This is a genomic window from Rhodanobacter sp. Root179 (genome assembly GCF_001428465.1).
In the GTDB taxonomy this organism is placed as follows: Bacteria; Pseudomonadota; Gammaproteobacteria; order Xanthomonadales; family Rhodanobacteraceae; genus Rhodanobacter.
In genome coordinates this window covers 1-23,892 of sequence record NZ_LMHR01000073.1, presented here as the reverse complement: position 1 = coordinate 23,892, position 23,892 = coordinate 1, and the positions used below count along the sequence as shown (strand labels likewise).

The 23,892-nt window shown below is 65.9% G+C and carries 18 protein-coding genes; 8 read left to right on the top strand and 10 right to left on the bottom strand.

The window, feature by feature from the left end; all coding sequences use genetic code 11:
- Window positions 1-72: 72 nt before the first annotated feature.
- From ASD82_RS08335 to ASD82_RS08325, 3 genes are all read left to right on the top strand, one after another.
- Window positions 73-2,592: a TonB-dependent receptor gene (locus ASD82_RS08335; protein WP_200950260.1), complete on the top strand. Its 2,520-nt coding sequence runs from the start codon at window positions 73-75 to the stop codon at window positions 2,590-2,592.
- Between the two features lie 433 nt (window positions 2,593-3,025).
- On the top strand, window positions 3,026-4,345 hold the full coding sequence (locus tag ASD82_RS08330; RefSeq protein WP_056717368.1) for an MFS transporter: 1,320 nt from the start codon (window positions 3,026-3,028) through the stop codon (window positions 4,343-4,345).
- An 83-nt stretch (window positions 4,346-4,428) separates the two neighbouring features.
- Window positions 4,429-6,027, top strand: coding sequence for a carboxylesterase family protein (locus ASD82_RS08325; RefSeq protein ID WP_157599220.1), 1,599 nt, complete (start codon window positions 4,429-4,431; stop codon window positions 6,025-6,027).
- Window positions 6,028-6,110: 83 nt separating this feature from the next.
- Here ASD82_RS08325 and ASD82_RS08320 read toward each other — a convergent pair whose 3' ends face one another.
- The 3 genes from ASD82_RS08320 to ASD82_RS08310 form a co-directional block, all read right to left on the bottom strand.
- On the bottom strand, window positions 6,111-6,719 hold the full coding sequence (locus ASD82_RS08320; protein WP_200946191.1) for a TetR/AcrR family transcriptional regulator: 609 nt from the start codon (window positions 6,717-6,719) through the stop codon (window positions 6,111-6,113).
- 120 nt (window positions 6,720-6,839) lie between these two features.
- Window positions 6,840-8,444: an AMP-binding protein gene (locus ASD82_RS08315; RefSeq protein ID WP_056717365.1), complete on the bottom strand. Its 1,605-nt coding sequence runs from the start codon at window positions 8,442-8,444 to the stop codon at window positions 6,840-6,842.
- Window positions 8,445-8,511: 67 nt separating this feature from the next.
- The gene (locus tag ASD82_RS08310) at window positions 8,512-10,707 is read right to left on the bottom strand and encodes a TonB-dependent receptor (protein ID WP_200950258.1); all 2,196 of its coding nucleotides are present in this window, start codon (window positions 10,705-10,707) and stop codon (window positions 8,512-8,514) included.
- Between the two features lie 251 nt (window positions 10,708-10,958).
- Between ASD82_RS08310 and ASD82_RS08305 the strand changes: the two genes are divergently transcribed.
- Entirely contained in the window at window positions 10,959-11,849 is an 891-nt protein-coding gene (locus tag ASD82_RS08305; protein WP_056717364.1) for an SDR family NAD(P)-dependent oxidoreductase, read from the top strand.
- A 74-nt stretch (window positions 11,850-11,923) separates the two neighbouring features.
- Entirely contained in the window at window positions 11,924-12,697 is a 774-nt protein-coding gene (locus tag ASD82_RS08300; RefSeq protein WP_056717363.1) for a glucose 1-dehydrogenase, read from the top strand.
- Window positions 12,698-12,769: 72 nt separating this feature from the next.
- Here ASD82_RS08300 and glmS read toward each other — a convergent pair whose 3' ends face one another.
- The 5 genes from glmS to ASD82_RS08275 form a co-directional block, all read right to left on the bottom strand.
- A complete protein-coding gene (gene glmS / locus ASD82_RS08295) occupies window positions 12,770-14,599 on the bottom strand; it encodes a glutamine--fructose-6-phosphate transaminase (isomerizing) (protein ID WP_056717362.1) in 1,830 nt (609 codons plus the stop codon).
- A 110-nt stretch (window positions 14,600-14,709) separates the two neighbouring features.
- Complete coding sequence (locus tag ASD82_RS08290; RefSeq protein WP_056717361.1) at window positions 14,710-16,080, bottom strand: pyridoxal-phosphate dependent enzyme; 1,371 nt, start codon at window positions 16,078-16,080, stop codon at window positions 14,710-14,712.
- Window positions 16,081-16,236: 156 nt separating this feature from the next.
- Window positions 16,237-16,464: a YdcH family protein gene (locus ASD82_RS08285; protein ID WP_056717360.1), complete on the bottom strand. Its 228-nt coding sequence runs from the start codon at window positions 16,462-16,464 to the stop codon at window positions 16,237-16,239.
- A 326-nt stretch (window positions 16,465-16,790) separates the two neighbouring features.
- Window positions 16,791-17,432 carry a hypothetical protein gene (locus ASD82_RS08280; RefSeq protein WP_056717359.1) on the bottom strand — a complete coding sequence of 214 codons (642 nt, stop codon included), beginning with the start codon at window positions 17,430-17,432 and terminating at the stop codon, window positions 16,791-16,793.
- Window positions 17,429-17,989, bottom strand: a complete 561-nt coding sequence (locus ASD82_RS08275) for a DUF4398 domain-containing protein (RefSeq protein ID WP_056717358.1) — start codon at window positions 17,987-17,989, stop codon at window positions 17,429-17,431. Before ASD82_RS08275 ends, ASD82_RS08280 begins: the two co-directional genes overlap by 4 nt.
- Before the next feature lie 85 nt (window positions 17,990-18,074).
- Here ASD82_RS08275 and ASD82_RS08270 point away from each other — a divergent pair, with 85 nt between their 5' ends.
- Window positions 18,075-19,187: a PilT/PilU family type 4a pilus ATPase gene (locus ASD82_RS08270; RefSeq protein ID WP_007807540.1), complete on the top strand. Its 1,113-nt coding sequence runs from the start codon at window positions 18,075-18,077 to the stop codon at window positions 19,185-19,187.
- Window positions 19,188-19,401: 214 nt separating this feature from the next.
- On the opposite strand, the gene maiA is transcribed toward ASD82_RS08270, so the two are convergent.
- A complete protein-coding gene (maiA, locus tag ASD82_RS08265; protein ID WP_056717357.1) occupies window positions 19,402-20,064 on the bottom strand; it encodes a maleylacetoacetate isomerase in 663 nt (220 codons plus the stop codon).
- A gap of 172 nt (window positions 20,065-20,236) precedes the next feature.
- Here maiA and ASD82_RS08260 point away from each other — a divergent pair, with 172 nt between their 5' ends.
- A complete protein-coding gene (locus tag ASD82_RS08260) occupies window positions 20,237-21,421 on the top strand; it encodes a phosphoglycerate kinase (protein ID WP_056717356.1) in 1,185 nt (394 codons plus the stop codon).
- Window positions 21,421-22,059 (top strand): HAD hydrolase-like protein, encoded by a 639-nt coding sequence (locus ASD82_RS08255; protein ID WP_056717355.1) that lies wholly within the window; start codon window positions 21,421-21,423, stop codon window positions 22,057-22,059. The genes ASD82_RS08260 and ASD82_RS08255 overlap by 1 nt, the downstream gene beginning before the upstream one ends.
- 65 nt (window positions 22,060-22,124) lie before the next feature.
- Here ASD82_RS08255 and tkt read toward each other — a convergent pair.
- The coding region (tkt, locus tag ASD82_RS08250) for a transketolase (protein WP_056717354.1) at window positions 22,125-23,892 on the bottom strand (1,768 nt) is incomplete at its 5' end.

Below are 23,892 nucleotides of genomic sequence, written 5' to 3'. Positions count from 1 at the left end.
TGGGGGTTGGGTTGGTTTGCCGTTCACCGGATGAGGGGAAATCGCATGCACGCAAGCAGTTCCAGACAGGCCATGAACGCCCGACGGGCGACGTTGATCCGGTTGCCGCTGGCGGCCGCCATCTGTCTCGCCATGGCGGCGCCCGCCATCGCGCAGGACACCGGGCAGTCCACGCCGTCCGACACCACGTCGTCGACAAAGAAAGCCACCACGCTCAGCGTAGTCACGGTGACCGCGCAGAAACGCACGGAGAACCTGCAGAAGGTGCCGATCAGCATGGACGTGCTGGCCACCGACCAGCTCGAAGCGCTGCACGTGAAGAGTTTCGACGACTACGTGAAATACCTGCCCAGCGTGACGTTCCAGCAGGGCGGCGGCGGCATCGCCACCGGCCCCGGCTTCGTCTCGATCTACATGCGCGGCGTGACCAGTGGCGGCAACACCAACCACTCCGGCTCGCAGCCGAGCGTGGGCGTGTACCTCGACGACCAGCCGGTGACGACGATCCAGGGCCCGCTCGACATCCACATGTACGACATCGCCCGCATCGAAGTGCTGGCCGGCCCGCAGGGCACGTTGTACGGCGCCAGCGCCGAGGCCGGCGCCCTGCGCATCATCACCAACAAGCCCGACCCCAGCGGTTACGCGGCCAGCTACAGCCTGGGCGTGGACACGCTCGCCCACGGCGGCATCGGCTACACCGCCGAGGGCATGCTCAACCTGCCGATCAACTCGACCGCCGCAATCCGCCTGGTCGGCTGGCGCGAGCACGATGCGGGCTACATCGACAACAAGGCCGGCTCGCGCACCTTCCCGACCTCGGGCATCACCATCAGCAACGCGCCTGGCTGCACGGCGAGCGGAGCCTCGCCCTCGTCGGCATCCCAGTGCGTCGGCCATGCAAAAGACAACTACAACGACGCCAACATCACCGGCGCGCGCGCCGCGCTGAAGGTCGACCTCGACGACAACTGGTCGATCACGCCGATGCTGATGGGGCAGCAGACCATCTCGCACGGCAACTTCGCCAGCGACCCGGCGGTGGGCGACCTGGCCGTCACGCATTTCTATCCCGAGCGCGTCAACGATCGCTGGTGGCAGGGCGCGCTGACCGTGCAGGGCAAGATCGGCAACTTCGACCTGACCTATGCCTACGCGCACCTCAAGCGCAATCAGGAGGAGCAGACCGACTACAGCGACTACGGATTCTGGTACGACGCGCTGTACGGTTCCGGCGCGTATTTCTACGACAACAGCGGCGCGCTGATCAATCCGTCGCAACACATCAGCGATCGCGACGGCTACACCAACAGCAGCCACGAGCTGCGCCTGGTCTCGCCGGCGGACGATCGCCTGCGCCTGGTCGCCGGCGCGTTCTGGCAGAAGCAGAAGCACGACATCATGCAGAACTACCAGGTCGACGGCCTGGCCGACTCACTCTCCGTCACCGGCTGGAACGACACCATCTGGCTGACCCGGCAGATGCGCTACGACCGCGACGAGGCGCTGTTCGGCGAACTGTCGTGGGATTTCATCCCCGACGTGCTCACCGGCACCTTCGGCGAACGCTACTACCGCACCAGCAACCAGCTGTACGGCTATTTCGGCTACGGCGCGGGCTTCTCCTCCAGCCAGGGCGAGGCCGCCTGCGTGTCGCCCGAGCCGTTCATGGGCGCGCCGTGCCTGGACTTCAACAAGAAGGTGAAGGAGAGCGGCAACCTCACCAAGTTCAACCTGACCTGGAACATCAGCGACACCAAGATGATCTACGCCACCCGCTCCGAGGGCTTCCGTCCCGGCGGCGTCAACCGGCGCGGCACCTTGCTGCCGTACCACGCCGACTTCCTGATCAACCAGGAGCTGGGCTGGAAGACCTCGTGGCTGAACAACCGGGTGTCCTTCAACGGCGCGGTGTTCCGCGAAACCTGGAACGACTTCCAGTTCCCGATCCTCGGCGCGAACGGCCTCACCGAAATCAAGAACGCCAACTCCGCCCGCATCGACGGCCTCGAATCGCAACTGAACTGGCAGGCCACCTACAACCTGCAACTGACCGCCGGCTGGGCGCTGTATCGCGCGCGGCTGACCGCCAACTACTGCGGCTTCACCGACGCCAGCGGGCGCCCGATCACCGACTGCCCGCCCGGCTCGCTCAACCCGCAGGACGGCAGCGTGGTGTCCGGGCCGCTGGCGCCCAGGGGTACCCAGCTGCCGATCACGCCGAAGTTCAAGGGCAACCTGATCGCGCACTACAGCTTCACCCTCGGTGACAGCGACGCGTTCGTGCAGGCGGCCCTGGTCCACGTCGGCAAGCGCACCACGGACCTGCGCCTGAGCGAGCGGGCGCTGCTCGGCGACCTGCCCGCCTACACCACGCTGGACCTGTCCGCCGGCGTGCAGAAAGGCAGCTGGTCGGCCGACGTCTACATCAACAACGCGTTCGACAAGCGCTCGGCGCAATACAAGTACACCGAGTGCGGCGTCGACGTCTGCGGCGCGCACGGCGTGGTGGCGCCATACCCGAACGGTCAGGTCTACACCGGCTACAGCCTGCCGCGCACCATCGGCATCCGCTTCAAGCAGGAGTTCTAGTCGTCCGCGACACGTCGCTGCCCCGCACGAATGGGGCGGCGGCGTGTCGTCGTGCGCGCGATGTGACGCCGGATCGAGTCCGCTGGTCCATCAGGGGTCAGGCGATCGCCAAATAATATTCACACTCATGATAGTTAATATTGACGAGTGGTGCATTTGTCCGCATGATGCAACGGCAAGGGCCTTTCCCGGCACCACGCGTAAAAGGTGGCTGCAGGGACGGAACGGGAAGGCGTGCCGGACGCACGATTCGAGTCAGGCAGAGCGGGTAGTTCGGCAAGTCCGGGGAAACTGGAACTCCTTCAGTGAGGTGAGTCCGTGCGAGCGAAACTTCGTCTTTGGCGGTTCCCCCGGCATCCATGCCGGCATGCATTGCCGCCCGGGGGTATCTGGCCGCTGCGCATTCCCACGCGCGACGACGCCCGTGACGATCATGCACGGTAACGAGTCCGCTGTTCCGGTTTCCCAGGCATCGACGGTGCCCGGCGTGCGGGCCTGGCTCGCGCTGGGCGTCCTGTGTTTCGTGTACGTCCTGAATTTTCTGGACCGGCAACTGCTGGCCATCCTCGCCAAGCCCATCCAGGACGCGCTGGATCTTTCCGACGGCCAGCTGGGGCTGATCGGCGGCCTCTACTTCGCGTTGTTCTACACGTTCATATCGATCCCGATCGGCTGGCTGGCCGACAAGACGAATCGCGTCAGGGTGTTGTCGCTGGCTTGCGCCGTCTGGAGCGCCGCCACCATGGCGTGTGGCCTGGCCCGCACCTATCCCGAGCTGGCCATTGCACGCATGACGACCGGCTTCGGGGAGGCCGGCGGCGTCCCGCCGTCCTACGCAATCATTTCCGACTACTTCCCGCCTGGCTGGCGTGGCCGGGCACTGGGCATATACAACCTCGGTCCGCCGATCGGCGCTGCCCTGGGCGTGGCGTTTGGCGCATCCATCGCGGTCGTGTTCGGCTGGCGATATGCGTTCATCGTTCTCGGCGGCGTGGGCGTGTTGACGGCGGGCGTCCTCAGCCTCGCGGTACGCGAACCGCGAAAGGGAGGCCTGGACGACGTCCGCCCGGGCGACATCCGCCCATCGGGATTCATCGAGACCCTGAAGATGTTCGTTTCGCATCCCGCGCTGATGCTTGCCGCGTTCGGAAGCGCCGCGACGCAGATGATCACCTATGGCATGGGCAACTTCACCACCCTGTTCCTGATGCGCGAGAAAGGCATGACCCTGGATGAGGTCGCGGTGTACTACGCGCTGGTCATCGCCATCGGGATGGGCGGGGGCATGATGGTCTCCGGGAGGATGCTGGATCACTTCACCCGACGCAGCCGGACCGCCTATGGCCTGCTCCCCGCCATCTCCCTGGTGGTCGCCCTGCCGCTTTACGTGGGCTTCGTATGGGCGCCTGGATGGGCGCTATCGCTCTGGTTCCTGCTCGGCGTGGCGTTTCTCAACTACTTCTATCTCACCGCGTCGGTGACGCTGGTCCAGCAGGAAGTCCGTCCGGACCAGCGCGTCATGTCGGGCGCATTGCTGCTGCTGGTCATGAACTTCATCGGCCTGGGCCTGGGCCCGACCTACGTGGGATTGCTCAGCGACTACTTCCACGCCAGCGACCCGGTGCATTCGTTGCAGACCGCCCTGTACCTGCTGATACCTTTCTACATCGTTGCCATCGTGCTGTTTCTGTTTCTGGCGCGGGTGCTGCGTCGCCAGGATCGTGCCATCAAGAACGGAGGAATCATGTCGTGATGCCGCTACGCACGGGCGCCCTGGGCGTCCTGATCGTTTGCATTGCCTGCCTGGCTCCGTCTTATTCGCACGAAGGTCCCGCCATGTCGTCCACCTCGAAGACCCAGTCCGCGCCCGTGGTGGACACCTCCACCGGCCGCGTGCAGGGACTGGCTGCCGGCGCGCTGAACGTGTTCAAGGGCATACCGTATGCCGCGCCACCGGTCGGCGCGCTGCGCTGGAAGGCACCGGTGGCGATGCCGGCGTGGTCGGGCATCCGGGAAGCCACGGAGTTCGGCGCCGCCTGCCTGCAGCCCAAGCCCAAACTCTCGAACATCTACGAAGGCAAGCCGGTTCCGATGAGCGAGGACTGCCTGACGCTGAACGTCTGGGCACCCAGGGACACGCGGAACGCGCCCGTGTTTGTCTGGATCTACGGTGGCGCCTTGTGGGGCGGCTCGAACCGCGACCCGCTTTACGACGGGGCACGTCTGGCCGAGCGCGGCATCATCGTGGTCTCCATCAATTACCGCCTGGGGCCGCTCGGCTGGCTCGCGCTTCCGGCGCTGAGCGCCGAGTCTCCGCTCGGCGTTTCCGGCAACTACGGCCTGCTCGACCAGATTGCCGCGCTGCGCTGGGTCAAGGAGAACATCGGCGCCTTCGGCGGCGATTCCGCGAACGTCACGATCGCGGGCGAATCCGCGGGCGGCTTGAGCGTCATGTATCTCATGGCTTCGCCGCAGGCGCGCGGCCTGTTCGCGAAAGCCATCGCGGAAAGCGCGTACATGATCTCCATGCCGGAACTGAAAAGGAACAGCCACGGCATGCCGGCTGCGGAAGAAGGCGGCACCAGACTGGCCGCCGCGCTGCATGCGCCTGATCTTGCCGCGCTGCGCGCCATGGACGCGGGCAAGCTGACCGAAGCCGCGGCAGCGGCCGGATTCGCGCCGTGGGTGACTGTCGACGGCCACCTGGTACCGGATCAGCTGGTCGACATTTTCGAGAAGGGCGAACAGGCGCGAGTCCCGCTGCTGGCCGGCTTCAACAGCGGCGAAATCCGTTCGCTGCGGATCCTGGCGCCGCCTGCGCCCGCCAGCGCCGCGGAGTACGAGCGCAGCATCCGTGAGCGCTACGGCGATCTTGCGGATGACTTCCTGCGCCTGTATCCCGGTGACAACCTGGAAGAGAGCATCCTCGCCACGACCAGGGACGCGCTGTACGGGTGGACCGCGGAGAAACTGGTGCGGGCGCAGACGAAGTTTGGCCAGCCGGGCTATCTCTACTACTTCGATCATGGCTATCCGGCAGCCGATGCCGCCCACCTGCATGGCTTCCATGCCAGCGAACTGCCTTACGTGTTCGGCAATTTCGACGGCACCCCGCCACGGTGGCCGAAGGTGCCCGAGACGCTGCCGCAACGCAGGCTTTCCGATGCGATGGCCGGTTACTGGGCCAGCTTCGCACGCACGGGAAAGCCGATGGCCAGGGGAGAACCCGAGTGGCCGGCATTCGGCTCGAACCGGGCTTACATGGCGTTCACCGATGGCCCGCGGCCCTCGAAGGATCTGCTGCCGGGCATGTACCAGCTGGTCAACGAGGTCGTCTGTCGGCGCCGGGCAAGCGGCGATCAGCCGTGGAACTGGAACGTGGGCATCGTGGCGCCGCCACTGCCCGCCGTTGACGCCAAGTGCGCGCCACGCTGAACGGCCTGCGCCCCACGGCAGGAAGCTCCGGAAACAACATGAAGAGGTGTGGCGCCCAGTTCGATCTGCGCGCCGCGACTTGCTCAGTGTCCCAACGCGAGAAACCCGGCCGCCATGAACCGGGTAATCCGTTGCTTGACGGCCGGGAAGTCATCCGAGCGACAGACCCCACCAGATAACCGATCGATGCGGCCGGTGCGGGCGAGCGTGTTCATCAGGGCACCGGTCACGAAGTGGTAGCCCCAGAAGATGTCCTCCGCCGAATAGTCGGGCAGCGCACGCTTCAGGATACCCACCAGCTTGAGCACCACCGGATCAAAATGGACATCCATCAGCGCGGCCCCTTCGGGCGTGTTGCTGACTCGCGCGCTGAAGGCCCCGTAGTTCATCCAGTGCTCGCCTCCCTCGTAGTAGAGGTCGAGATCGGTGTCGAGAAAGGCGTGAAGCGCGCCCTCGACGGTGGGCGAGTCTCCCGCCTCTGCCTCGTATTCTTCCAGCGCCGTCATGCGCCGGCTGCTGGTGACGCCGGCGCGCCGGGCAAATACCGCCTCGAACAAGGTCTGCTTGTCCTGGAAGTAGTAGTGGACGAGTGTCGTGTGGATGCCGACGCGTTTGGCGACATCGCTCAAGGTGACGCCATACAGTCCGTTCCTGGAAAACAGGAACTCCGCAGCGTCGAGGATCTGCTCCATGCTCTCGGCGCGCTGCTCAGCCTTCCGGCGAGGAGCGCGCTTTTTGGTTTCCCTTGGCATCTCGATACGGCAACCACTTTGAAGAGCGTTGATCAGTCTATGCACCGCTGCCGCGGGGCGTCAACAATCCGGGTTCTCGTCATCCAGGTCGATGCCGCCGAACGTCGAACGAAGCCGCAGCTTGTCGATTTTGCCGGTAGCCGCCAGCGGCATGGCACTGACGAGTTCGACCCGATCGGGGATCCACCAATCCGCGACCTTGCCCTTCAACCAGGCGAGCAGCTCAGCGGCTTCAAGCGCCATTCCCCCGCGCGGCTCGACCACGAGCACCGGACGCTCGCCCCATTTTTCGTCGGCCCTGCCGATGACCGCCACCAGACTGACAGCCGCGTGCTGACCCACGATGTCCTCGATTTCCGACGGGTTGATCCATTCACCACCGGACTTGATCAGATCCTTCGACCGCCCGCGAATGGCGAGATTTCCGTCTTCATCGATGCTGGCCAGGTCGCCGGTCTCGAAGTAGCCATCGTCATCGAGCACATCCACATCGCTCTTGTAGTAGCGATCGATGACGCTGGCGCCCTTGATCCTGAGGTGCCCGGTCATGCCGCGCTGGCGGGACAGCGTCTTTCCATCGGCATCCGTCAGCCTGATGTCGACACCCATCACGGGGCGGCCGGAAGTCTGGTTTCCGAGTGACCGACGGGCGGGCGAAGCCATGGTGCCGGTGGGGTACAACTCGGTCATGCCCCAACTGGTCTGTATCCGGACACCGAGCCGCTCCTCCATTCGTCGGATCAGCGTCTCCGGACAACTCGAGCCGCCGATGAGGATGCGTTCGAGGTCGGGCAGTTCGCCTCCGACAGCATCGAGATGATCGATCACGCCCAGCCAGAGCGTGTGGACACCGACGGCGACGGTAACCTTTTCATCGCGCAACAGTGCGGCCAGGCTGGCGCCGTCCGCATGCCGGCCCGGCAGCACGAGCTTCGCGCCCACCGCAGGTACGGCGAAAGGCAGGCCCCACCCATTGGCATGGAACATGGGAACCGCTGCCAGCACCACGTCGCGGTCGGTCAGTGCGATGGCATCGGCCTGGAGTACCCGCAGCGTGTGCAGGTAGTTGCCACGATGGGTGTAGAGCACGCCCTTGGGTGGCCCGGTCGTGCCGGAGGTGTAGCAAAGCCCGGCGGGCACCTCTTCGTCAAACTCGCCCCATGCGACCGGCGTACCGCGCTGGTCGAGCAGCGTTTCAAGAAGCCATGATCTGGCCGTCCATTCCTGAGCGGAAGAATCGCCAGGAAGCTCGCCGTCCATGACCACCACATGCTCGATCGTGGGACAAAGCGGCAGAAGCGCATCCAGGAAGGTGGCCAGGCTCGACGTCACGGCGAGCGCACGATCCCCTGCCTCGTTGATGATCGCGGCCAGGTGCTCGACGGTGTAGCGCGGATTCAGCGTATGGCAGACGAAGCCCGCTCCCATGGTCGCGTAATACATCTCGAAATGGTGCCGGGTATTCCAGCCGAGGGTGCCGACGCGATCACCGGGATGCAGGCCCAGCGAGCGCAAGGCGCCTGAAAGACGGTTGCTGCGGTCTCTCAGTGCGGCATAACCGATGCGGTCCGTACCGCCGGCCTGTGCAGACACGACTTCGCGCTGCCCCCACCATTTGGCGGCGTGCTCCAGAAATTTGTCGACGGTCAGAGAATAGGATGGCATGCGGAAGAGACACCTTGCGCGGCCTCGCCGTGTCGCCGCACGGCAACACGGCGAGGCCGCTGCGCGATCATTGGAAGAAGTACGTGGCCCGTATGCCGTACTGACGCGGGAACCCGGCAAACCGAAGCCCCGAATTGATGGCGCCGATGTAGTGCTGGTTGGTCAGGTTCGAGCCGTACAGGGTCGTGAGCCAGCTGCCGTGCGACCAGTCGATCTGGGCACCGAGCAGGTTGCGGCTTCCGATGCGGTCGCCGAGCGCCTCGTTCTCGAACAAGGTGGCCCACTGCCCCGCAATGTGCGCGTAGTTGATGCGGGGGGTGACCGTGTCGCTGCCGACATGGATGGTCCGCTGCAGACCCGTGTTGAACGTCAGCTTCGGCGCATAGGTTTGCTCGGTTCCGCCCAGGTTGCGGCAGGTGGCGCTTTGCGGGCCGCTGGCCGGATCGCAGAACGCGACCGAGGGAAGCCTGGGGTCGGTGGCGTAGAACTCGCCCACGTCGCTGTGCAGCCAGCCGAGATTGCCGTACACCGACCAGTCGCCGAAGGCCGCCTGGAGCTGTGCTTCAAACCCGTAGATCCTGGTGGGATGGGGCGTATTGAGCTCGATGCCGAAGGTGGGAAAGTCCGGGTAGCCGATGGTCACCTGGAAGTTCTTGTAGTCGTTGTGGAACACATTGACCTGGGTGCGCAGGTGATCGTCCAGCCAGGCCGCCTTCCAGCCGGCTTCCAGGCTGGTCACCGTCTCGGCCTTGAACGGATCGGGCAAGCCGAGGCCCACCGGCACATTCAGACCGCCCGGGCGGTAGCCGCTGGCGGCAAAGGCATAGAGGAAGTTTCTTTCGCTGAGCGTCCAGTCCAGCGACACCTTGCCGGAGAAGTTCGAGTATCCGGCGGACTGGTCATCGATCAGCGGCAGACCGTACTGGACAACGGTCACGTGGTTGGTCGTGCGGTCCTTCGAATAGCGCCCGCCAACCGTGAGCTTGAGCCCGTCGGTGAGCTGGTATCCGACCTGGCCAAACACCGCGGTGTTCTTCTTGGGATTGGTTCCCTGCAGCGCGTACTCGGTGGCCGGGAAGCCTTCCGGCACGCCGATCAGGAATTGGCCGGGGGGGAACGTGTAGGTGTCCTTCTGCCAGTAGGCGCCGAGTACCCAGGTCAGCGGGCCGCTGTCGGGCGAAATCAGATTGAGTTCCTGGGAATAGATGGTTTCGTACACCAGGTCCCGGAACGTGCTGTTGCCCAGTTCGGTGCCATCCAGGTCGGCCTTGTACGCCGTGCTGCCATGCTGATAACCGGAGGTCGCCCGGAATTTCACCCCGTTGGCGAATTGGTAATCGACCTTCAGCACCGTGCGCGAAAATTGATCCAGCGCCTTCAGCGGAGCGTTGGCCGTGATGTTGAACGGGTCGTTGGGCGAGTTCACCGGGTCGGCCGGATAGGCGCCCATGTCGATGTGGTTGTAGTCGGTCTTGAGCAGGGCCGAGAAGCTGTCACTGGGCTTCCAGAGCAAGCCGACGCGGGCACTGCGCGAGCGCAAACGGGCGTCGGATCCGCTGTACGGGCCGGAGATGTTCCAGAAGCTGCTCCGGTTGTCGCTGTTGACCGCGACGCGCGCCGCGAACGTGTTGCTGATGGGCAGGTTCACGGCGCCCTGCAGGGCCACGTCGCTGTAGTTGCCGGCCTGGCCCGACACGTAGCCCTGGTAACCGCCATTGATGACCGGGTCGTTCGAGCTGACCAGCACCGCGCCGCCGACCGCGTTCTGGCCGCCGAACGTACCTTGCGGACCGCGCAGGATCTGCACCGAGGCAATGTCGTAGTACGGCTCCTCGGCGAAGTAGCCGGGGAATGTCGGCACGCCGTCGCGGTAGACGATGACGCCCGTGCCGGTCTGCGTGTTGTGCTCCGCCTTGCCGATCCCGCGGATGTCGAAATCGATGCCCTGGCCGAAATTGTTCACGGTGGCCGAAGGGCTGGTGAACTGGAGCTGGTCAACCACGTTCACGCCGCGATTGAGCAAGTCGTCGCCGGTCAGCACCGTCGCCGCGATCGGCGTGGTCTGCAGGGATTCATCTCGCCGCTCCGCCGAAACGGTGACCGTTTTCAGCGTCGTGGCCTTGTCCTTGGCTTTCGATGGGGCCTGGTCGGACCCGGTATCGGATGATGCCGCCGTGGCTTGCGCCATCGCCCCGCACCACGGCAAGGTCAGGAGCGCGAGCCCCAACCAGCGTGCGCGGCTCTTTCCGGAATTGATCTTCATCTCTCCCCTCCCATTGATCGGCTTGCGTGGTAAGTCGGCGACTTTGATGGCGCCGTCATGGATCAGCACATCCCCGAGCGCAATTTGGCGCTGTTTTTGATCCATAGTCAATATTAACTAAGTTTATAGTGAATATCTTTACCAGGGCTTTTCGGGGTGCTAGGGTGCGCGTTCGGCGCCCTCCTCCGGCGAGTGTCGCCGGACCCGAATTCTGGCCAGAGCGCCCGTCAGCAGGGCAACAGGAGGCTCCAATGATTGATCTGAAAGGGCGCGTGGCGATCGTGACCGGCGCAGGCGGCGGCCTCGGCCGCTCCCATGCGCTGCTGCTCGCCAGGCACGGCGCCCGCGTCGTGGTCAACGACCTGGGCGCCGGCGGCGCGGCGGTGGCCCGGGAGATCAACGAGAATGGCGGGGAAGCGTATTCCGCCGAAGGCTCGGTCACCGATGTCGCCTTCGTTCAACAGATGGTGGACACGGCGCTGGCCACCTGGGAACGCGTCGACATCCTGGTCAACAACGCGGGAATCCTGCGCGACAAGTCGTTCGCGAAGATGAGCCTCGACGATTTCCGCCTGGTGGTCGAAGTCCACCTGATGGGCGCCGCGCATTGCAGCAAGGCGGTCTGGGAGACGATGCGGACCCAGGGCTACGGGCGCATCGTGATGACCACCTCGTCTTCGGGCCTGTATGGCAATTTCGGACAGGCGAACTACGCCGCCGCGAAGATGGGCCTGGTCGGGTTGATGCAGACGCTTGCACTCGAGGGAGTCAAGCACGGCATCCGGGTCAATTGCGTTGCGCCGACCGCGGCCACCCGGATGATGGAAGACATCCTGCCGGAGGAACAACTGGCCTTGCTACGACCCGAGCTGGTCAGCCCGGCCGTGCTTGCGCTGGTGTCCGAAGCCGCGCCGACGCGGGCCATCGTCTGCGCCGGCGCTGGCGGCTTCGAGCTGGCGAATATCAGCCTGACCCAGGGGATCCACCTTGCGGGCGCGACGCTTTCTGCCGAGAACCTGCTCGCGCAATGGGCGCAGGTTGCGGACAGGAACGGAGAATTCATTCCCGAGCAGGGTTTCGATCAGAGTCGTCACGAATTGCGCAAGGCCGGCTACGTCCCCACCGAGGCGACCGGGGCCTGAGGCAGCTGGACGATCTCGGTCTTCCGCCGATCCTTTCCCCCTGACCGTTCGAAGGCGAAACGCGGGGCACACTGATGAACACGTTTGCAGGCAAGGTCGCGCTGGTGACGGGCGCAAGCTCCGGCCTGGGTGAGGCGACCGCCCGGAAATTCGCGCAGGAGGGCGCGAAGGTCGTCATCGCCGCCCGGCGCACGGAGCAAGGCGCTCAGGTCGCGCAACAGATCATCGCCCTGGGTGGCGAGGCGCATTTTGTCCGTGCCGACGTCAGCTGCGCGGCGGACGTCGAGCGCATGGTCAACGAGGCGATGGAGAGGTTTGGCCGTCTGGACTGTGCCGTCAACAACGCGGGAATCGCCGGGCCCAGGTTCACGCCGGCAGCCGAAGTGACCGAGGCGGAATGGGACGAGGTCATGGGCGTCAACCTGAAGGGCGTGTGGCTCTGCATGAAGCATGAAATACGCACCATGCTGGCGAACGGGGGCGGCGCCATCGTCAATGTCGCTTCGATCTACGGCTGCAAGCCGAGCGACATCGGCCATGCGCCCTACTCGACCAGCAAGTTCGGCGTCGTCGGCCTCACCCAGTCCGCGGCGGCCGACTATGGGCAGATGGGCATTCGCATCAACGCGGTCGCGCCCGGCTTCACGGCGAGCGAGATGGTCAATCCCGACCGGCCCGGCGCAGCAGAGCGGTACAAGGCGCTTGTCGCCCGTCATTCGGGCATGAACCGTTTGGGCAAGGCCGAAGAAACCGCGAACGCGATCCTCTGGCTGTGCTCCGGGAGCGCGAGCTACGTCAGCGGAACCGTGCTCACCATCGACGGCGGCAGCGCCAAACGGCTCTACTGAAGTCACCTGCGATATGCGGTGCCCGGGCTCCCCATTATTCGGCGGCCCCAGTCACCCGGGGCGACCGGCGCATCATTCCACAGTGACCGACTTGGCCAGGTTGCGCGGCTGGTCGACGTCGGTGCCACGCAGCACGGCGACGTGGTAGGCCAGCAGTTGCAGCGGCACGGTGAACACCGCCGGTGCGATGAAGCTGCCGCCGGATTCCACGCGCAGCATCGTGCCGTGGGCGGCCATGTCGTCCATCCCGGCGGCACCGTCGGCGAACACGATCAGGCGACCGCCGCGGGCACGCACTTCCTGCAGGTTGGACTTCAGCTTGTCCAGCAGCGGGCCGTTCGGCGCCACCGCCACGATCGGCATGTGCTCGTCGACCAGGGCCAGCGGCCCGTGCTTGAGCTCACCCGCGGGATAGGCTTCGGCGTGGATGTAGGAGATTTCCTTGAGCTTCAGTGCGCCTTCCAGCGCGACCGGATATTGCGCGCCGCGACCCAGGAACAGGGCGTGCTGGCGGTGGATGAATTCGGCCGACAGCTCGATGATCGCCGGCTCCAGCTGCAGCGCGTCCTCGATCGCCCGGGGCAGGTGCTGCAACTCGGCGCACAGCGCGGCATAGCGATCCTCGTCCAGGCCATTGCGACGCGCCAGTTCCAGCGCCAGCAGGGCCAGCCCGGCCAGCTGGGTGGTGAAGGCCTTGGTCGAGGCCACGCCGATCTCGGGGCCGGCGCGGGTCATCAGTTTCAGGTCGGCTTCGCGCACCAGCGAGGATTCGGGCGAATTGCAGATGACCAGGGTGCCCAGATAACCGCGACGGCGTGATTCGCGCATCGCGGCCAGCGTGTCGGCGGTTTCGCCGGACTGCGAGATGGCGACAAACAGCGTGCCGTCCGGCACCACCGCCTCGCGATAGCGGAATTCGCTGGCCACTTCCACGCTGACCGGCAGGCGCGCGAATTCCTCGATCCAGTACTTGGCCACGAGGCCAGCGTGATAGCTGGTGCCGCAGGCGATGATGTGCACGCCGCGCGTGGCTTGCAGCAGCGCGTCGCTGTCGATCCCGAAGATGTTCGGCAGAACGCCATGCGGGCCGATGCGCGCCTCCAGCGTGTCGGCCACCGCGCGCGGCTGCTCGAAGATTTCCTTCTGCATGTAGTGGCGGTATTCGCCGCGCTCGACCGCGTCCCTGGACAGCTCGCTCTCGTGCATGTCCCGCTGTACCGGCGTGCCGTCCAGGCCGAACACCTGCACGCCGTCGCGGGTGATCTCGACCACGTCATCCTCGTCGAGGTAGAGCATCTTGTTGGTGACCTGGATCAGCGCCTGCGCGTCGGAGCCCAGGAAGTTCTCGCCGATGCCGAGGCCAACCAGCAGCGGCGCGCCGCGGCGCGCGCCGACCACGCGATCGGGCTCGTCACTGCTGAGCACGGCGATGGCATAGGCACCTTCCAGTTCGCGCACCGTGGCCAGCACCGCCTCGCGCAGGCTCACGCCCGCCGTGTAGCGCCGGTCGATCAGCGCCGCCATCACTTCGGTGTCCGTTTCCGAGGTGAATACGTGGCCCTCCGCCTGCAACTCGGCGCGCAGGCCGGCGTAGTTCTCGATGATGCCGTTGTGCACGATGGAGATACGCCCGGCCATGTGCGGATGCGCGTTCGCCTCGCTGGGCACGCCGTGGGTGGCCCAGCGCGTATGCGCGATGCCGGTGCCGCCGGGCAGCGGATCGGCCAGGTACAGCGCCTCCATTTCGCGCACCTTGCCCTTGGCACGTGCCCGGCGGATCTCGCCACGATCGATCACGGCCACGCCGGACGAGTCGTAACCCCGGTATTCGAGCGCCTTCAGGCCGGCGATCAGCAGCGGCGCGACATCACGCTGGGCAACGGCAGCAACAATTCCACACATCGAGCAGGTTTCCTTGGATGAAAGACGGAACTTCCGGCCCCGTCGAGGGATGAGTGATTATGCGTGTACGACCTGACTGCAGCCTTTCGGGGATGTGGCGGGCCGGGTCATCAGTTCACTTTGCGACGCAGCCAGTTCAGCAGGTCGATGCGGGTGATCAGGCCGAGGAAGTCGTCGCCGTCGACCACGATGGCCACGTGGCCGCGCTCGAACACCGGCAACAGCGACTCGACCGGCGAGCGCACGTCGAGCTTCTGCAGGCTGGTGATCATGGCGCTCGACACCGAGTCGCGGAAACGCGACTCGTCGGCGTGCACGTGCATCAGCACGTCCGATTCGTCGACGATGCCGACCAGCTTGCGGCCGTCCATCACCGGCAGCTGCGACACGTCGTACAGCTTCATGCGGTTGTAGGCGGTGATCAGCAGTTCGTTGGGGCCGACCACCACGGTGTCGCGCTGGGCGAACGGGCGCAGCAGCAGGTCGCGCAGGTCGCCGTGCTGCTCGCGCTCGATGAAGCCGTTGTCGAGCATCCAGTAGTCGTTGTACAGCTTGGACAGATACTTGTTGCCGGTGTCGCAGACCAGGGTCACCACGCGCTTCGACGTGGTCTGCTCGCGGCAGTAGCGCAGCGCCGCGGCCAGCAGGGTGCCGGTGGACGAGCCGCCCAGGATGCCCTCCTTCGCCAGCAGCTCGCGGGCGGTGAGGAAGCTCTCCTTGTCCGGGATCGCATAAGCCTTCTTCACCCGGGTGAAGTCGCTGATGCCCGGCAGGAAATCCTCGCCGATGCCTTCGACCATCCAGCTGGCCGACTTGGTCGAGAGCGTGCCCTCGTTGATGTATTCGGCGAGGATGGAACCGACCGGATCGGCCAGCACCAGTTCGGTTTGCGGCGAATGCTCGGCGAAGAATTTCGACAGTCCGCTCAGCGTGCCGGACGAACCGCAGCCGAGCACGATCGCGTCGACCTGGCCGTCCATCTGCTCGAGGATTTCCGGCCCGGTGGTGGCGATGTGCGCGGCCGGGTTGTCGGGGTTGCCGAACTGGTTGATGAAGTACGCGCCGGGCGTCTCGCGAGCGATCCGCTCGGCCATGTCCTGGTAATACTCGGGATGGCCCTTGGCCACGTCGGAACGGGTCAGCACCACCTCGGCGCCCATCGCCTTCAAGTTGAAGATCTTCTCGCGGCTCATCTTGTCCGGCACCACCAGGATCAGGCGGTAACCCTTGGCCTGCGCCACCAGGGCCAGGCCCAGGCCGGTGTTGCCGGCGGTGCCTTCGACCAGGATGTCGCCCGGGCGGATGCGGCCGTCCTTCTCGGCGCCCTCGATCATCGACAGGCCGATGCGGTCCTTGATCGAGCCGCCGGGGTTGGCGCTCTCCAGCTTGAGGAACAGTTCGCATACGCCGGTGTCCAGACGCTGGGTGCGGACCATCGGCGTGTGGCCGATCAATTCAAGAACGCTCTGGTGGACCGTCATGGGGGCTCCGTGATGTGGCTGCGACGCGATGAAGACCGTCGCGACAAGAGGGCCATGATACCCGAGCGCTCGAAGCGGGCAGCGCAAACGCGGCGGCCCCGGCACCCTTTCCGTCTGGCGGAAAGGGCCCGGGGCCGCGTTCGCGAACAGCCGAGGTCAGTGGACGAGATGCGCCCGATCTGCCCACATGCGTTCGAGTCGGGACTTGGCCAGCAATTTTTCCTTCTTCATGCTGGCCAGGGTCATGTCGTCGATGGGCAGCACGCCGATGTCGGCGTCGTGCACCTTGCTGTCGAGTTCCCTGTGATGCTGGTAGAGCCGCCGGAATTCCGCATCAGCCTTCATCAATGCCTCGACATCATCACGCTGCTGGTTTTCAAACATGGTCCGACCTCCTCGCGAGTTGACGTGCGGACGCAACAGGCCGTCCGCAGACGGTGAACCGGGGCGCGCACCCTCGATCCGCGCCGGAACACCGGATGCGGAGCAAGCTTTCGAAGCGAGGAATGCGTGCATGGTTCGGTCAGTGACCCACGGGACCGGGATGCCCCGTGGGACTTTGACCCTACTCCCCCACCGGAGGGGGTGCAAGCGTTTCGAGGGCACTTTCGGGAGGCGTGGAAAGTTCCGTAAAAAACTGTCAAAACAGCCTTTTACATCCGCTCAACGACTTTCTTCCGGGACCGTAACGGGAGCCCGGAAGAGACCCTTCAGCGATGCTGGCCGGACGGCTTGGCATCGGTCCCGGAGGGCTTGTCCGCGCCTTCCATCTGCGAGCGCATCGCCTTGGCGGCCTGTGCCGCCAACTCGGCCTGCCGCTTGGCGGCGCGTGCCACCTTGCTCTGGGCCGCGGCCAGCTTCTTTGCCCGATCCGCTTCCGCCCGGGCCTGGTCGGCCGCCTGCGAATACTCCAGGCCCTGCGCCTGCAGCCGGGCCGCCTCCTCCTGCGCCAGCTGGTATTGCAGGCGCTGGCGCTCCAGCTCGCGCCGGGCCAGCTCCGCATCGCGACGGCTGTTGTCCAGCAGGATCTGGTCGTGTTCGCGATCGAGCTGGGTCAGCTTGACCTGGGCGTCCTGCACCTGCGCGGCGGTCTTGGCCAGGTCGACGCGACGCTCGGCCAGATACAGCGCATGCGGCCGCTCACGCGAGCCGGCCTGGGCCAGCCGGTTGATGGCGTCGCGGGCACGGGCCTGTTCGGCCTGGGCGTAGGCGCCCAGGCCGGGATCGCTGGCGAGCTGGTTGAGGCTGCCGGTCAGGCGGTTGATGTCGATGTCGTCCTGGCGGGCATGAGCCGAACCCAGCGTGCCCAACGCCAGCGCGATGGTGGCAAGGATGATGGCGGAACACTTCATGGCTGACCTCCCGCGGGGTCCACCGCAGGCTGTTGTGCGTTGTCCGGCACGGTCTGGAAACCGTCACCGGCCGGCGTGGACAGCGCCGAGGACGGCGGAGCCGGCATGTCTTCGGTGGGCTGGGCGTTGCTGGCCGGTGGCGCCGGCGCAGGCGCCTGCGCCGCGGCGGCCGCAGCCTCGCCCTGGGCCCGCAGACGGCTGTTTTCCTTCATCTTGCTCTGGATCTGGGCGCGCGCTGCGCCCAGGCGGGCTTTGGCCTGGGCCAGTTCCGCGTCGGCGCGGGATTCCTCGGCCAGACTCGCCGCGTCGGCGTACTTGCGTTCGGCCATCGCCGACTGCGCCAGCTGGAACTTGTCCTGGGCAAAACCGAGGTCCACCGGCGCATAATCGGCCGCGCCGGCGTCGCGAGCCATCTGCAGCTGGGTCTGGGCCATGTTCATCGAGTCATTGGGCGGCGGCACCGAGGCGCAGCCAGCCACGAACAGGGCCAGGACCAGGGCGATCAGGACGGTGCGGCCGGGCCGGAAATGTCCGGCCGGCAGGGAAAAGATGTGCATCACATTCCTCATGGTGTGTCGCAGCGTATTGTGGGCGGGCATAATCCATCATTGCAACGCGCATTTCGCAAACTAGGGGTTTTTCGTGGACATCGGTTACTTCCTGAAGCTTATGGTAGACAAGGGCGCGTCGGACATGTTCCTGTCCACAGGCGCCCCGGTGAATATCAAGGTCGAGGGCAAACTGTATCCGCTGGGCAATACCGGCCTTCCCAGCGGCATGGTCAAGAAGATCGCCTACTCGCTGATGGACGAAGGCCAGGTGCCCCAGTTCGAGCGCGACCTTGAATTGAACATGGCGCTGGCGGTGAAGGAAGCCGGCCGCTTCCGCATCAACGTGTTCAAGCAGCGCGGCGAAGTGGGCATGGTGATCCGCGCGATCAAGAGCGAGATCCCCAGCATCGAGCAGCTGCAGCTGCCGAAGATCTTCCGCGACCTGATCATGGAGCCGCGCGGCCTGATCCTGGTGGTCGGCGCCACCGGTTCGGGCAAGTCGACCACGCTGGCGGCGATGCTCGACCACCGCAACACGAATTCCTCCGGCCACATCCTCACCATCGAGGATCCGATCGAATACCTGCACCGGCACAAGAAGTCGATCGTCAACCAGCGCGAGGTGGGCCTGGACACCCACACCTATCATGAGGCCCTGAAGAACGCGATGCGCGAGGCGCCGGACGTGATCATGATCGGCGAGATCCGCGACACCGACACCATGGAAGCGGCGATCGCCTTCTCCGAGACCGGCCACCTGTGCCTGGCCACGCTGCACTCGAACAACGCCGACCAGACGCTGGAACGCATCCTCAACTTCTTCCCCGAATCGGCGCACAAGAACGTGCTGATGAACTTGGCGCTGAACCTGCGCGCGGTGATCAGCCAGCGCCTGGTGATCGGCAAGGACGGCCGGCGCATTCCCGCGGCCGAGGTGCTGCTGAACACTCCGCTGATCCGCGACATGATCCGCCGTGGCCAGACCCACGAGATCAAGGAGGCGATGGACCGCAGCCTGCAGGAAGGCATGCAGACCTTCGACCAGTCGCTCTACCGCCTGTACAAGGAAGGCCGCGTGGACCTGGACGAAGCGCTCAACAAGTCCGACTCGCGCGACGGCCTGGCCCTGAAGATCCGCCTGGCCGAAGGCGGCACCAGCGACGAGGAACTGGCCGGCAACGACCCGTACGGGATGGGCTTCTAGAAAAGCGGCCCATGGCCGCCGCAAAGCCCCTTCTCCCTGCCGGGGAGACAAATCGGCAGGATTGCCGATTTGCACGGCGACAGCCGCCCGAAGGGTGAGGGCCAAGGATGGCCCGAATGCAGGTGGCCCGAAGGGTCGGATGAGGGGTCACGGTTGCGACAGATCCCCACCCCCGACAAAAGCGATCGCGCACAAGGTGCGCTCCTGCACGTTCTCAAGGCGCGTCCGGCTGAGCCTCCGGAGCGGCGCGCTGGAACGCTTCCAGTTCGTTGCAGGCGCGGTGGATGCGCGCGATGGTGGGGTAATCGTCCATCGGCAGTTTCCAGCGCAGCGCGTTGTAGACCTGCGGAATCAGGCAAGCGTCGGCCATGCTCGGGGTCTCGCCGTGGCAATAGCGACCCGTCGCGGCGCTGTCGGACAACTGCTCCTCGATCGCCTTGAAACCCGCCGCCATCCAGTGCCGCGACCAGGTCGCGCGCTGTTCCTCGCTGGCGCCAAATTCGGCTTCCAGCTGTTGCAGGACACGCAGGTTGCCCAGCGGATGGATGTCGCAGGTGACCGCCATCGCCAGCGCCCTGACCTGGGCGCGACCGCGGGCGTCCACCGGCAGCAGGGCCGTTTCCAGTTCCGGGTGCATCTCGTCCAGGTATTCCATGATCGCCAGTGACTGGGTGATCACCCGATCGCCATCGAGCAGGCACGGCACCATTTCCTGCGGGTTGAGTGCCTTGTAGGCCGGCGCATGCTGCTGACCGCCGTCCTGCACCAGATGCACCGGCCGGGTTTCGTACTCCAACCCCTTGAGGTTCAGCGCGATGCGCACGCGATAGGCAGCGCTGGAGCGCCAGTAGCTGTAAAGCACCAGACCGGTGGCCATGAGCAGTCCCCCTCTGCACGATGATGGCAAGCAGGCGACAGTGTGGCCCGGGCCGGTCCGGGCCGCAACGCCCCGTTGGCGGCGCCCCGGTTTGCATCGACGCGATCGGGGCCGGACAATAGTCGGCTGCCGCCCTTTCGCGGTGAACCCCGACCACCACTGGAGTCCTGCCGTGTCCGTCACCCGCATGAGCGACCTCGATTTGCGCGACCAGCGCGTGCTGATCCGCGAAGATCTGAACGTGCCGTTCGACGACCACGGCCAGATCACCTCGACCCAGCGCCTCGACGCCGCCCTGCCGACCATCCGGGCCGCCCGCGACGCCGGTGCCCGCGTCATGGTGATGTCGCATCTGGGCCGCCCCAAGGAAGGCCAGTTCGACGCCGACTCCTCACTGGCGCCGGTGGCACTGTGGCTCGGCGGCAAGCTGGATCAGCCGGTGCGGCTGGTTTCCGACTATCTGGCCGACGGCGTCGAGGTCGGCCCGGGCGAAGTCGTGCTGCTGGAAAACTGCCGCATGAATGTCGGCGAGGGCAAGGACGACGAGGCGCTGGCAAAGAAGTATGCGGCGCTGTGCGACATCTTCGTGATGGACGCCTTCGGCACCGCGCACCGCGCCCAGGCCTCGACCCACGGCGTGATCAAGTACGCCCCGGTCGCCGCCGCCGGCCCGCTGCTGTGTGCCGAGCTCGATGCGCTGGGCAAGGCGCTGGAACACCCGGCCCACCCGCTGCTGGCCATCGTGGCCGGCTCCAAGGTGTCGACCAAGCTGACCCTGCTGGACAACCTGATCGGCAAGGTCGACCAGCTGATCGTGGGCGGTGGCATCGCCAATACCTTCATCGCGGCGATGGGTCACTCGGTCGGCAACTCGCTGGTGGAGATGGACCTGCTCGACGCGGCGAAGAAGGTGCTGGCCGACGCAAAGCGACGTGGCGCCGAAGTACCGATGCCGGTCGACGTGGTGGTGGCACCGACCTTCTCCGCCCAGGCGCCGGCCACGGTGAAACCGGTCGATCAGGTCGGGCCGGACGAAATGATCCTCGACATCGGCCCGCAAACCGCGGAGATCTACGCCGCGCTGATCGCCAGGGCCGGCACAGTGGTGTGGAACGGTCCGGTCGGCGTGTTCGAGTTCGACGCGTTCGGCAAGGGCACCGAGACCCTGGCGCGCGCGATTGCAGCATCGGATGCGTTCTCGATCGCCGGCGGCGGCGACACCCTGGCCGCGGTCGACAAGTACGGCATCGCCGACCAGGTTTCCTACATCTCCACCGGCGGCGGCGCCTTCCTCGAATTCCTCGAAGGCAAGGAACTGCCCGCAGTCACCGCACTGAAGGCGCGGGCCGCGAAGTAATGCTCTGCCTGTTCGACCTCGACGGCACCCTGATCGATTCCGAGCACGGCATCACCGCCTGTGTGAAACATGCGCTGGCGCGGCTCGACGTGCCGGCGCCCGCGCACGAGGAATTGCGTCGCTGGATCGGCCCGCCGCTGCGGCACAGCTTTGCGCCCTTGCTGGATCACGATCCCGAGCGGATCGAGGCGGCAGTGGATTACTACCACGAGCGTTTCAACACGCTAGGCTGGCGGGAACACGAGATCTATCCGGGCATCGAGGCGCTGATCGAACGACTGCTCGGCGCCGGCCACCGACTCGCCGTGGTCACCAGCAAGCCGCACCGCCACGCCGCGCCGATCATCGCCCACCTGCCCTTCGGCGACGCCTTCCTGCGCCTGTACGGCCCGCATCCGGACAGCCCGCACAGCGAGAAGGCCTCGATGATCGCCGAGGCGCTGGCGGATTTCGACAGCGACCCGGCAGACGCCGTGATGATCGGCGACCGCCACTTCGACATCGACGGCGCGGTGGCCAACCGCGTGCGCGGTTTCGGCGTGCTGTGGGGCTTTGGCAATCGCGAGGAACTGGAGCAGGCCGGGGCCAGCGCGATCGCGGCGACACCGGACGAACTGGCGGGCCTGCTGCTCGCCTGAGTTTGCCAGCGCGAAAAAAAAGCCGCGGCATGCCGCGGCTTTTTTGTGGATGAAGAAACCCGCGCTCAGCGCACGACGCGCTTCACCGCATCGATCACGTGCGCGACGGTGAAGCCGAAGTGCTCGAACAGCTGCGGCGCGGGTGCGGAGGCGCCGAACGTGGTCATGCCGATGACTTCGCCGTCCAGGCCCACGTACTTGCACCAGAAGTCGGCCGTCGCCGCTTCCACCGCGACACGCGCGCGACACCAGCCCGGCAACACGCCTTCGCGGTATTCCAGCGGCTGCGCGTCGAACACTTCGGTGCACGGCATCGACACCACGCGCACGGCCACGCCCTGCTGGGTCAGCGCGCGCGAGGCTTCCATCGCCAGTTCCACTTCCGAGCCGGTGGCGATCAGGATGGCCTGGAACTTCGTGTCCAGCGGATCGGACAGCACGTAGCCGCCGCGCATGATGTCGGCGACCTGCTGCTCGCTGCGCTGCTGATGCTTGAGGTTCTGGCGCGAGAAGATCAGGCACGACGGCGCGCCCTTGCGCTCGATCGCCGCCTTCCACGACGCGGCCGATTCCACCGCGTCGCACGGACGCCACAGCTGGTTGTTCGGGATGTAGCGCAGGCTGGCCATGTGCTCGACCGGCTGGTGGGTCGGGCCGTCCTCGCCCAGGCCGATGGAGTCGTGCGTGTAGACGTGGATCGCGTGCGCCGGGATCAGCGCGCTCATGCGCACCGCATTGCGGGCGTAGTCGGAGAACACCAGGAAGGTCGCGTCGTACGGGATGAAGCCGCCGTGCAGCGCCAGGCCGTTGGCGATCGCGGTCATGCCGAACTCGCGCACGCCGTAGTAGACGTAGTTGCCCTTGCCGCCCGCGCTGTCGCCGGTGGCGGCGTCGAGGCTGCCCTTCCACTTGGTCAGGTTGGAGCCGGCCAGGTCGGCCGAGCCGCCGATCAGTTCGGGCAGCAGCGGGCCGAACGCGTCCAGCGTCATCTGCGAGGCCTTGCGCGAGGCCACTTCCGGGCCCTCGGCCTGCAACTTCGCGATATACGCCTGTGACTTTTCCGCCCAGTCGGCGGGCAGCTCGCCGGCGAGGCGGCGCTTGAACTCGGCGGCCAGCTCCGGATGCGCGGCGGCGTACTTCGCGAACGCGTCGTTCCAGGCCTGCTCGGCTTCATTACCTGACTTTTTGTGATCCCAGCCGGCGTAGATCTCGGCCGGGATTTCGAATGGAGCGTACTTCCAGCCCAGCTGTTCGCGGGCGGCGGCGATCTCGTCCTTGCCCAGCGGGGCGCCGTGGCTTTCTTCCTTGCCCTGCTTGTGCGGCGCGCCGAAACCGATGATGGTCTTGGCGCAGACCAGGGTGGGCTTGTCGTGCTGCGCCGTAGCGGCAGCAATCGCCTTCCTGATCGCCTCGGCGTCGTGCCCGTCGATGCCGCGGATCACGTTCCAGCCATAGGCCTCGAAGCGCGCCGGCGTGTCGTCGGTGAACCAGCCGTGCACTTCGCCGTCGATGGAGATGCCGTTGTCGTCGTAGATCGCGACCAGCTTGCCCAGCTGCCAGGTGCCGGCCAGCGAGGCGACTTCGTGCGAGATGCCTTCCATCAGGCAGCCGTCGCCGAGGAAGACGTAGGTGTGGTGATCGACTACTTCGTGGCCGTCACGGTTGAAATGCGCCGCCAGCACCTTCTCCGCCAGCGCGAAGCCGACGGCGTTGGCCAGGCCCTGGCCCAGCGGGCCGGTGGTGGTTTCCACTCCCGGCGTTTCACTGGCTTCCGGGTGGCCGGCGGTCTTCGAATGCAGCTGGCGGAAGCGCTTCAGCTGATCCATCGGCAGG

What these genes read in the sequence shown, in the direction of transcription:
- ASD82_RS08290 (WP_056717361.1), bottom strand. Translation starts at nt 16,080, where the DNA reads ATGACGGTCCACCAGAGCGTTCTTGAATTGATCGGCCACACGCCGATG.
- ASD82_RS08275 (WP_056717358.1), bottom strand. Translation starts at nt 17,989, where the DNA reads ATGCACATCTTTTCCCTGCCGGCCGGACATTTCCGGCCCGGCCGCACC.
- ASD82_RS08330 (WP_056717368.1), top strand. Translation starts at nt 3,026, where the DNA reads ATGCACGGTAACGAGTCCGCTGTTCCGGTTTCCCAGGCATCGACGGTG.
- maiA (WP_056717357.1), bottom strand. Translation starts at nt 20,064, where the DNA reads ATGGCCACCGGTCTGGTGCTTTACAGCTACTGGCGCTCCAGCGCTGCC.
- ASD82_RS08305 (WP_056717364.1), top strand. Translation starts at nt 10,959, where the DNA reads ATGATTGATCTGAAAGGGCGCGTGGCGATCGTGACCGGCGCAGGCGGC.
- ASD82_RS08300 (WP_056717363.1), top strand. Translation starts at nt 11,924, where the DNA reads ATGAACACGTTTGCAGGCAAGGTCGCGCTGGTGACGGGCGCAAGCTCC.
- ASD82_RS08255 (WP_056717355.1), top strand. Translation starts at nt 21,421, where the DNA reads ATGCTCTGCCTGTTCGACCTCGACGGCACCCTGATCGATTCCGAGCAC.
- ASD82_RS08325 (WP_157599220.1), top strand. Translation starts at nt 4,429, where the DNA reads ATGTCGTCCACCTCGAAGACCCAGTCCGCGCCCGTGGTGGACACCTCC.
- ASD82_RS08285 (WP_056717360.1), bottom strand. Translation starts at nt 16,464, where the DNA reads ATGTTTGAAAACCAGCAGCGTGATGATGTCGAGGCATTGATGAAGGCT.
- ASD82_RS08320 (WP_200946191.1), bottom strand. Translation starts at nt 6,719, where the DNA reads ATGGAGCAGATCCTCGACGCTGCGGAGTTCCTGTTTTCCAGGAACGGA.
- glmS (WP_056717362.1), bottom strand. Translation starts at nt 14,599, where the DNA reads ATGTGTGGAATTGTTGCTGCCGTTGCCCAGCGTGATGTCGCGCCGCTG.
- ASD82_RS08315 (WP_056717365.1), bottom strand. Translation starts at nt 8,444, where the DNA reads ATGCCATCCTATTCTCTGACCGTCGACAAATTTCTGGAGCACGCCGCC.
- ASD82_RS08335 (WP_200950260.1), top strand. Translation starts at nt 73, where the DNA reads ATGAACGCCCGACGGGCGACGTTGATCCGGTTGCCGCTGGCGGCCGCC.
- ASD82_RS08310 (WP_200950258.1), bottom strand. Translation starts at nt 10,707, where the DNA reads ATGAAGATCAATTCCGGAAAGAGCCGCGCACGCTGGTTGGGGCTCGCG.
- ASD82_RS08280 (WP_056717359.1), bottom strand. Translation starts at nt 17,432, where the DNA reads ATGAAGTGTTCCGCCATCATCCTTGCCACCATCGCGCTGGCGTTGGGC.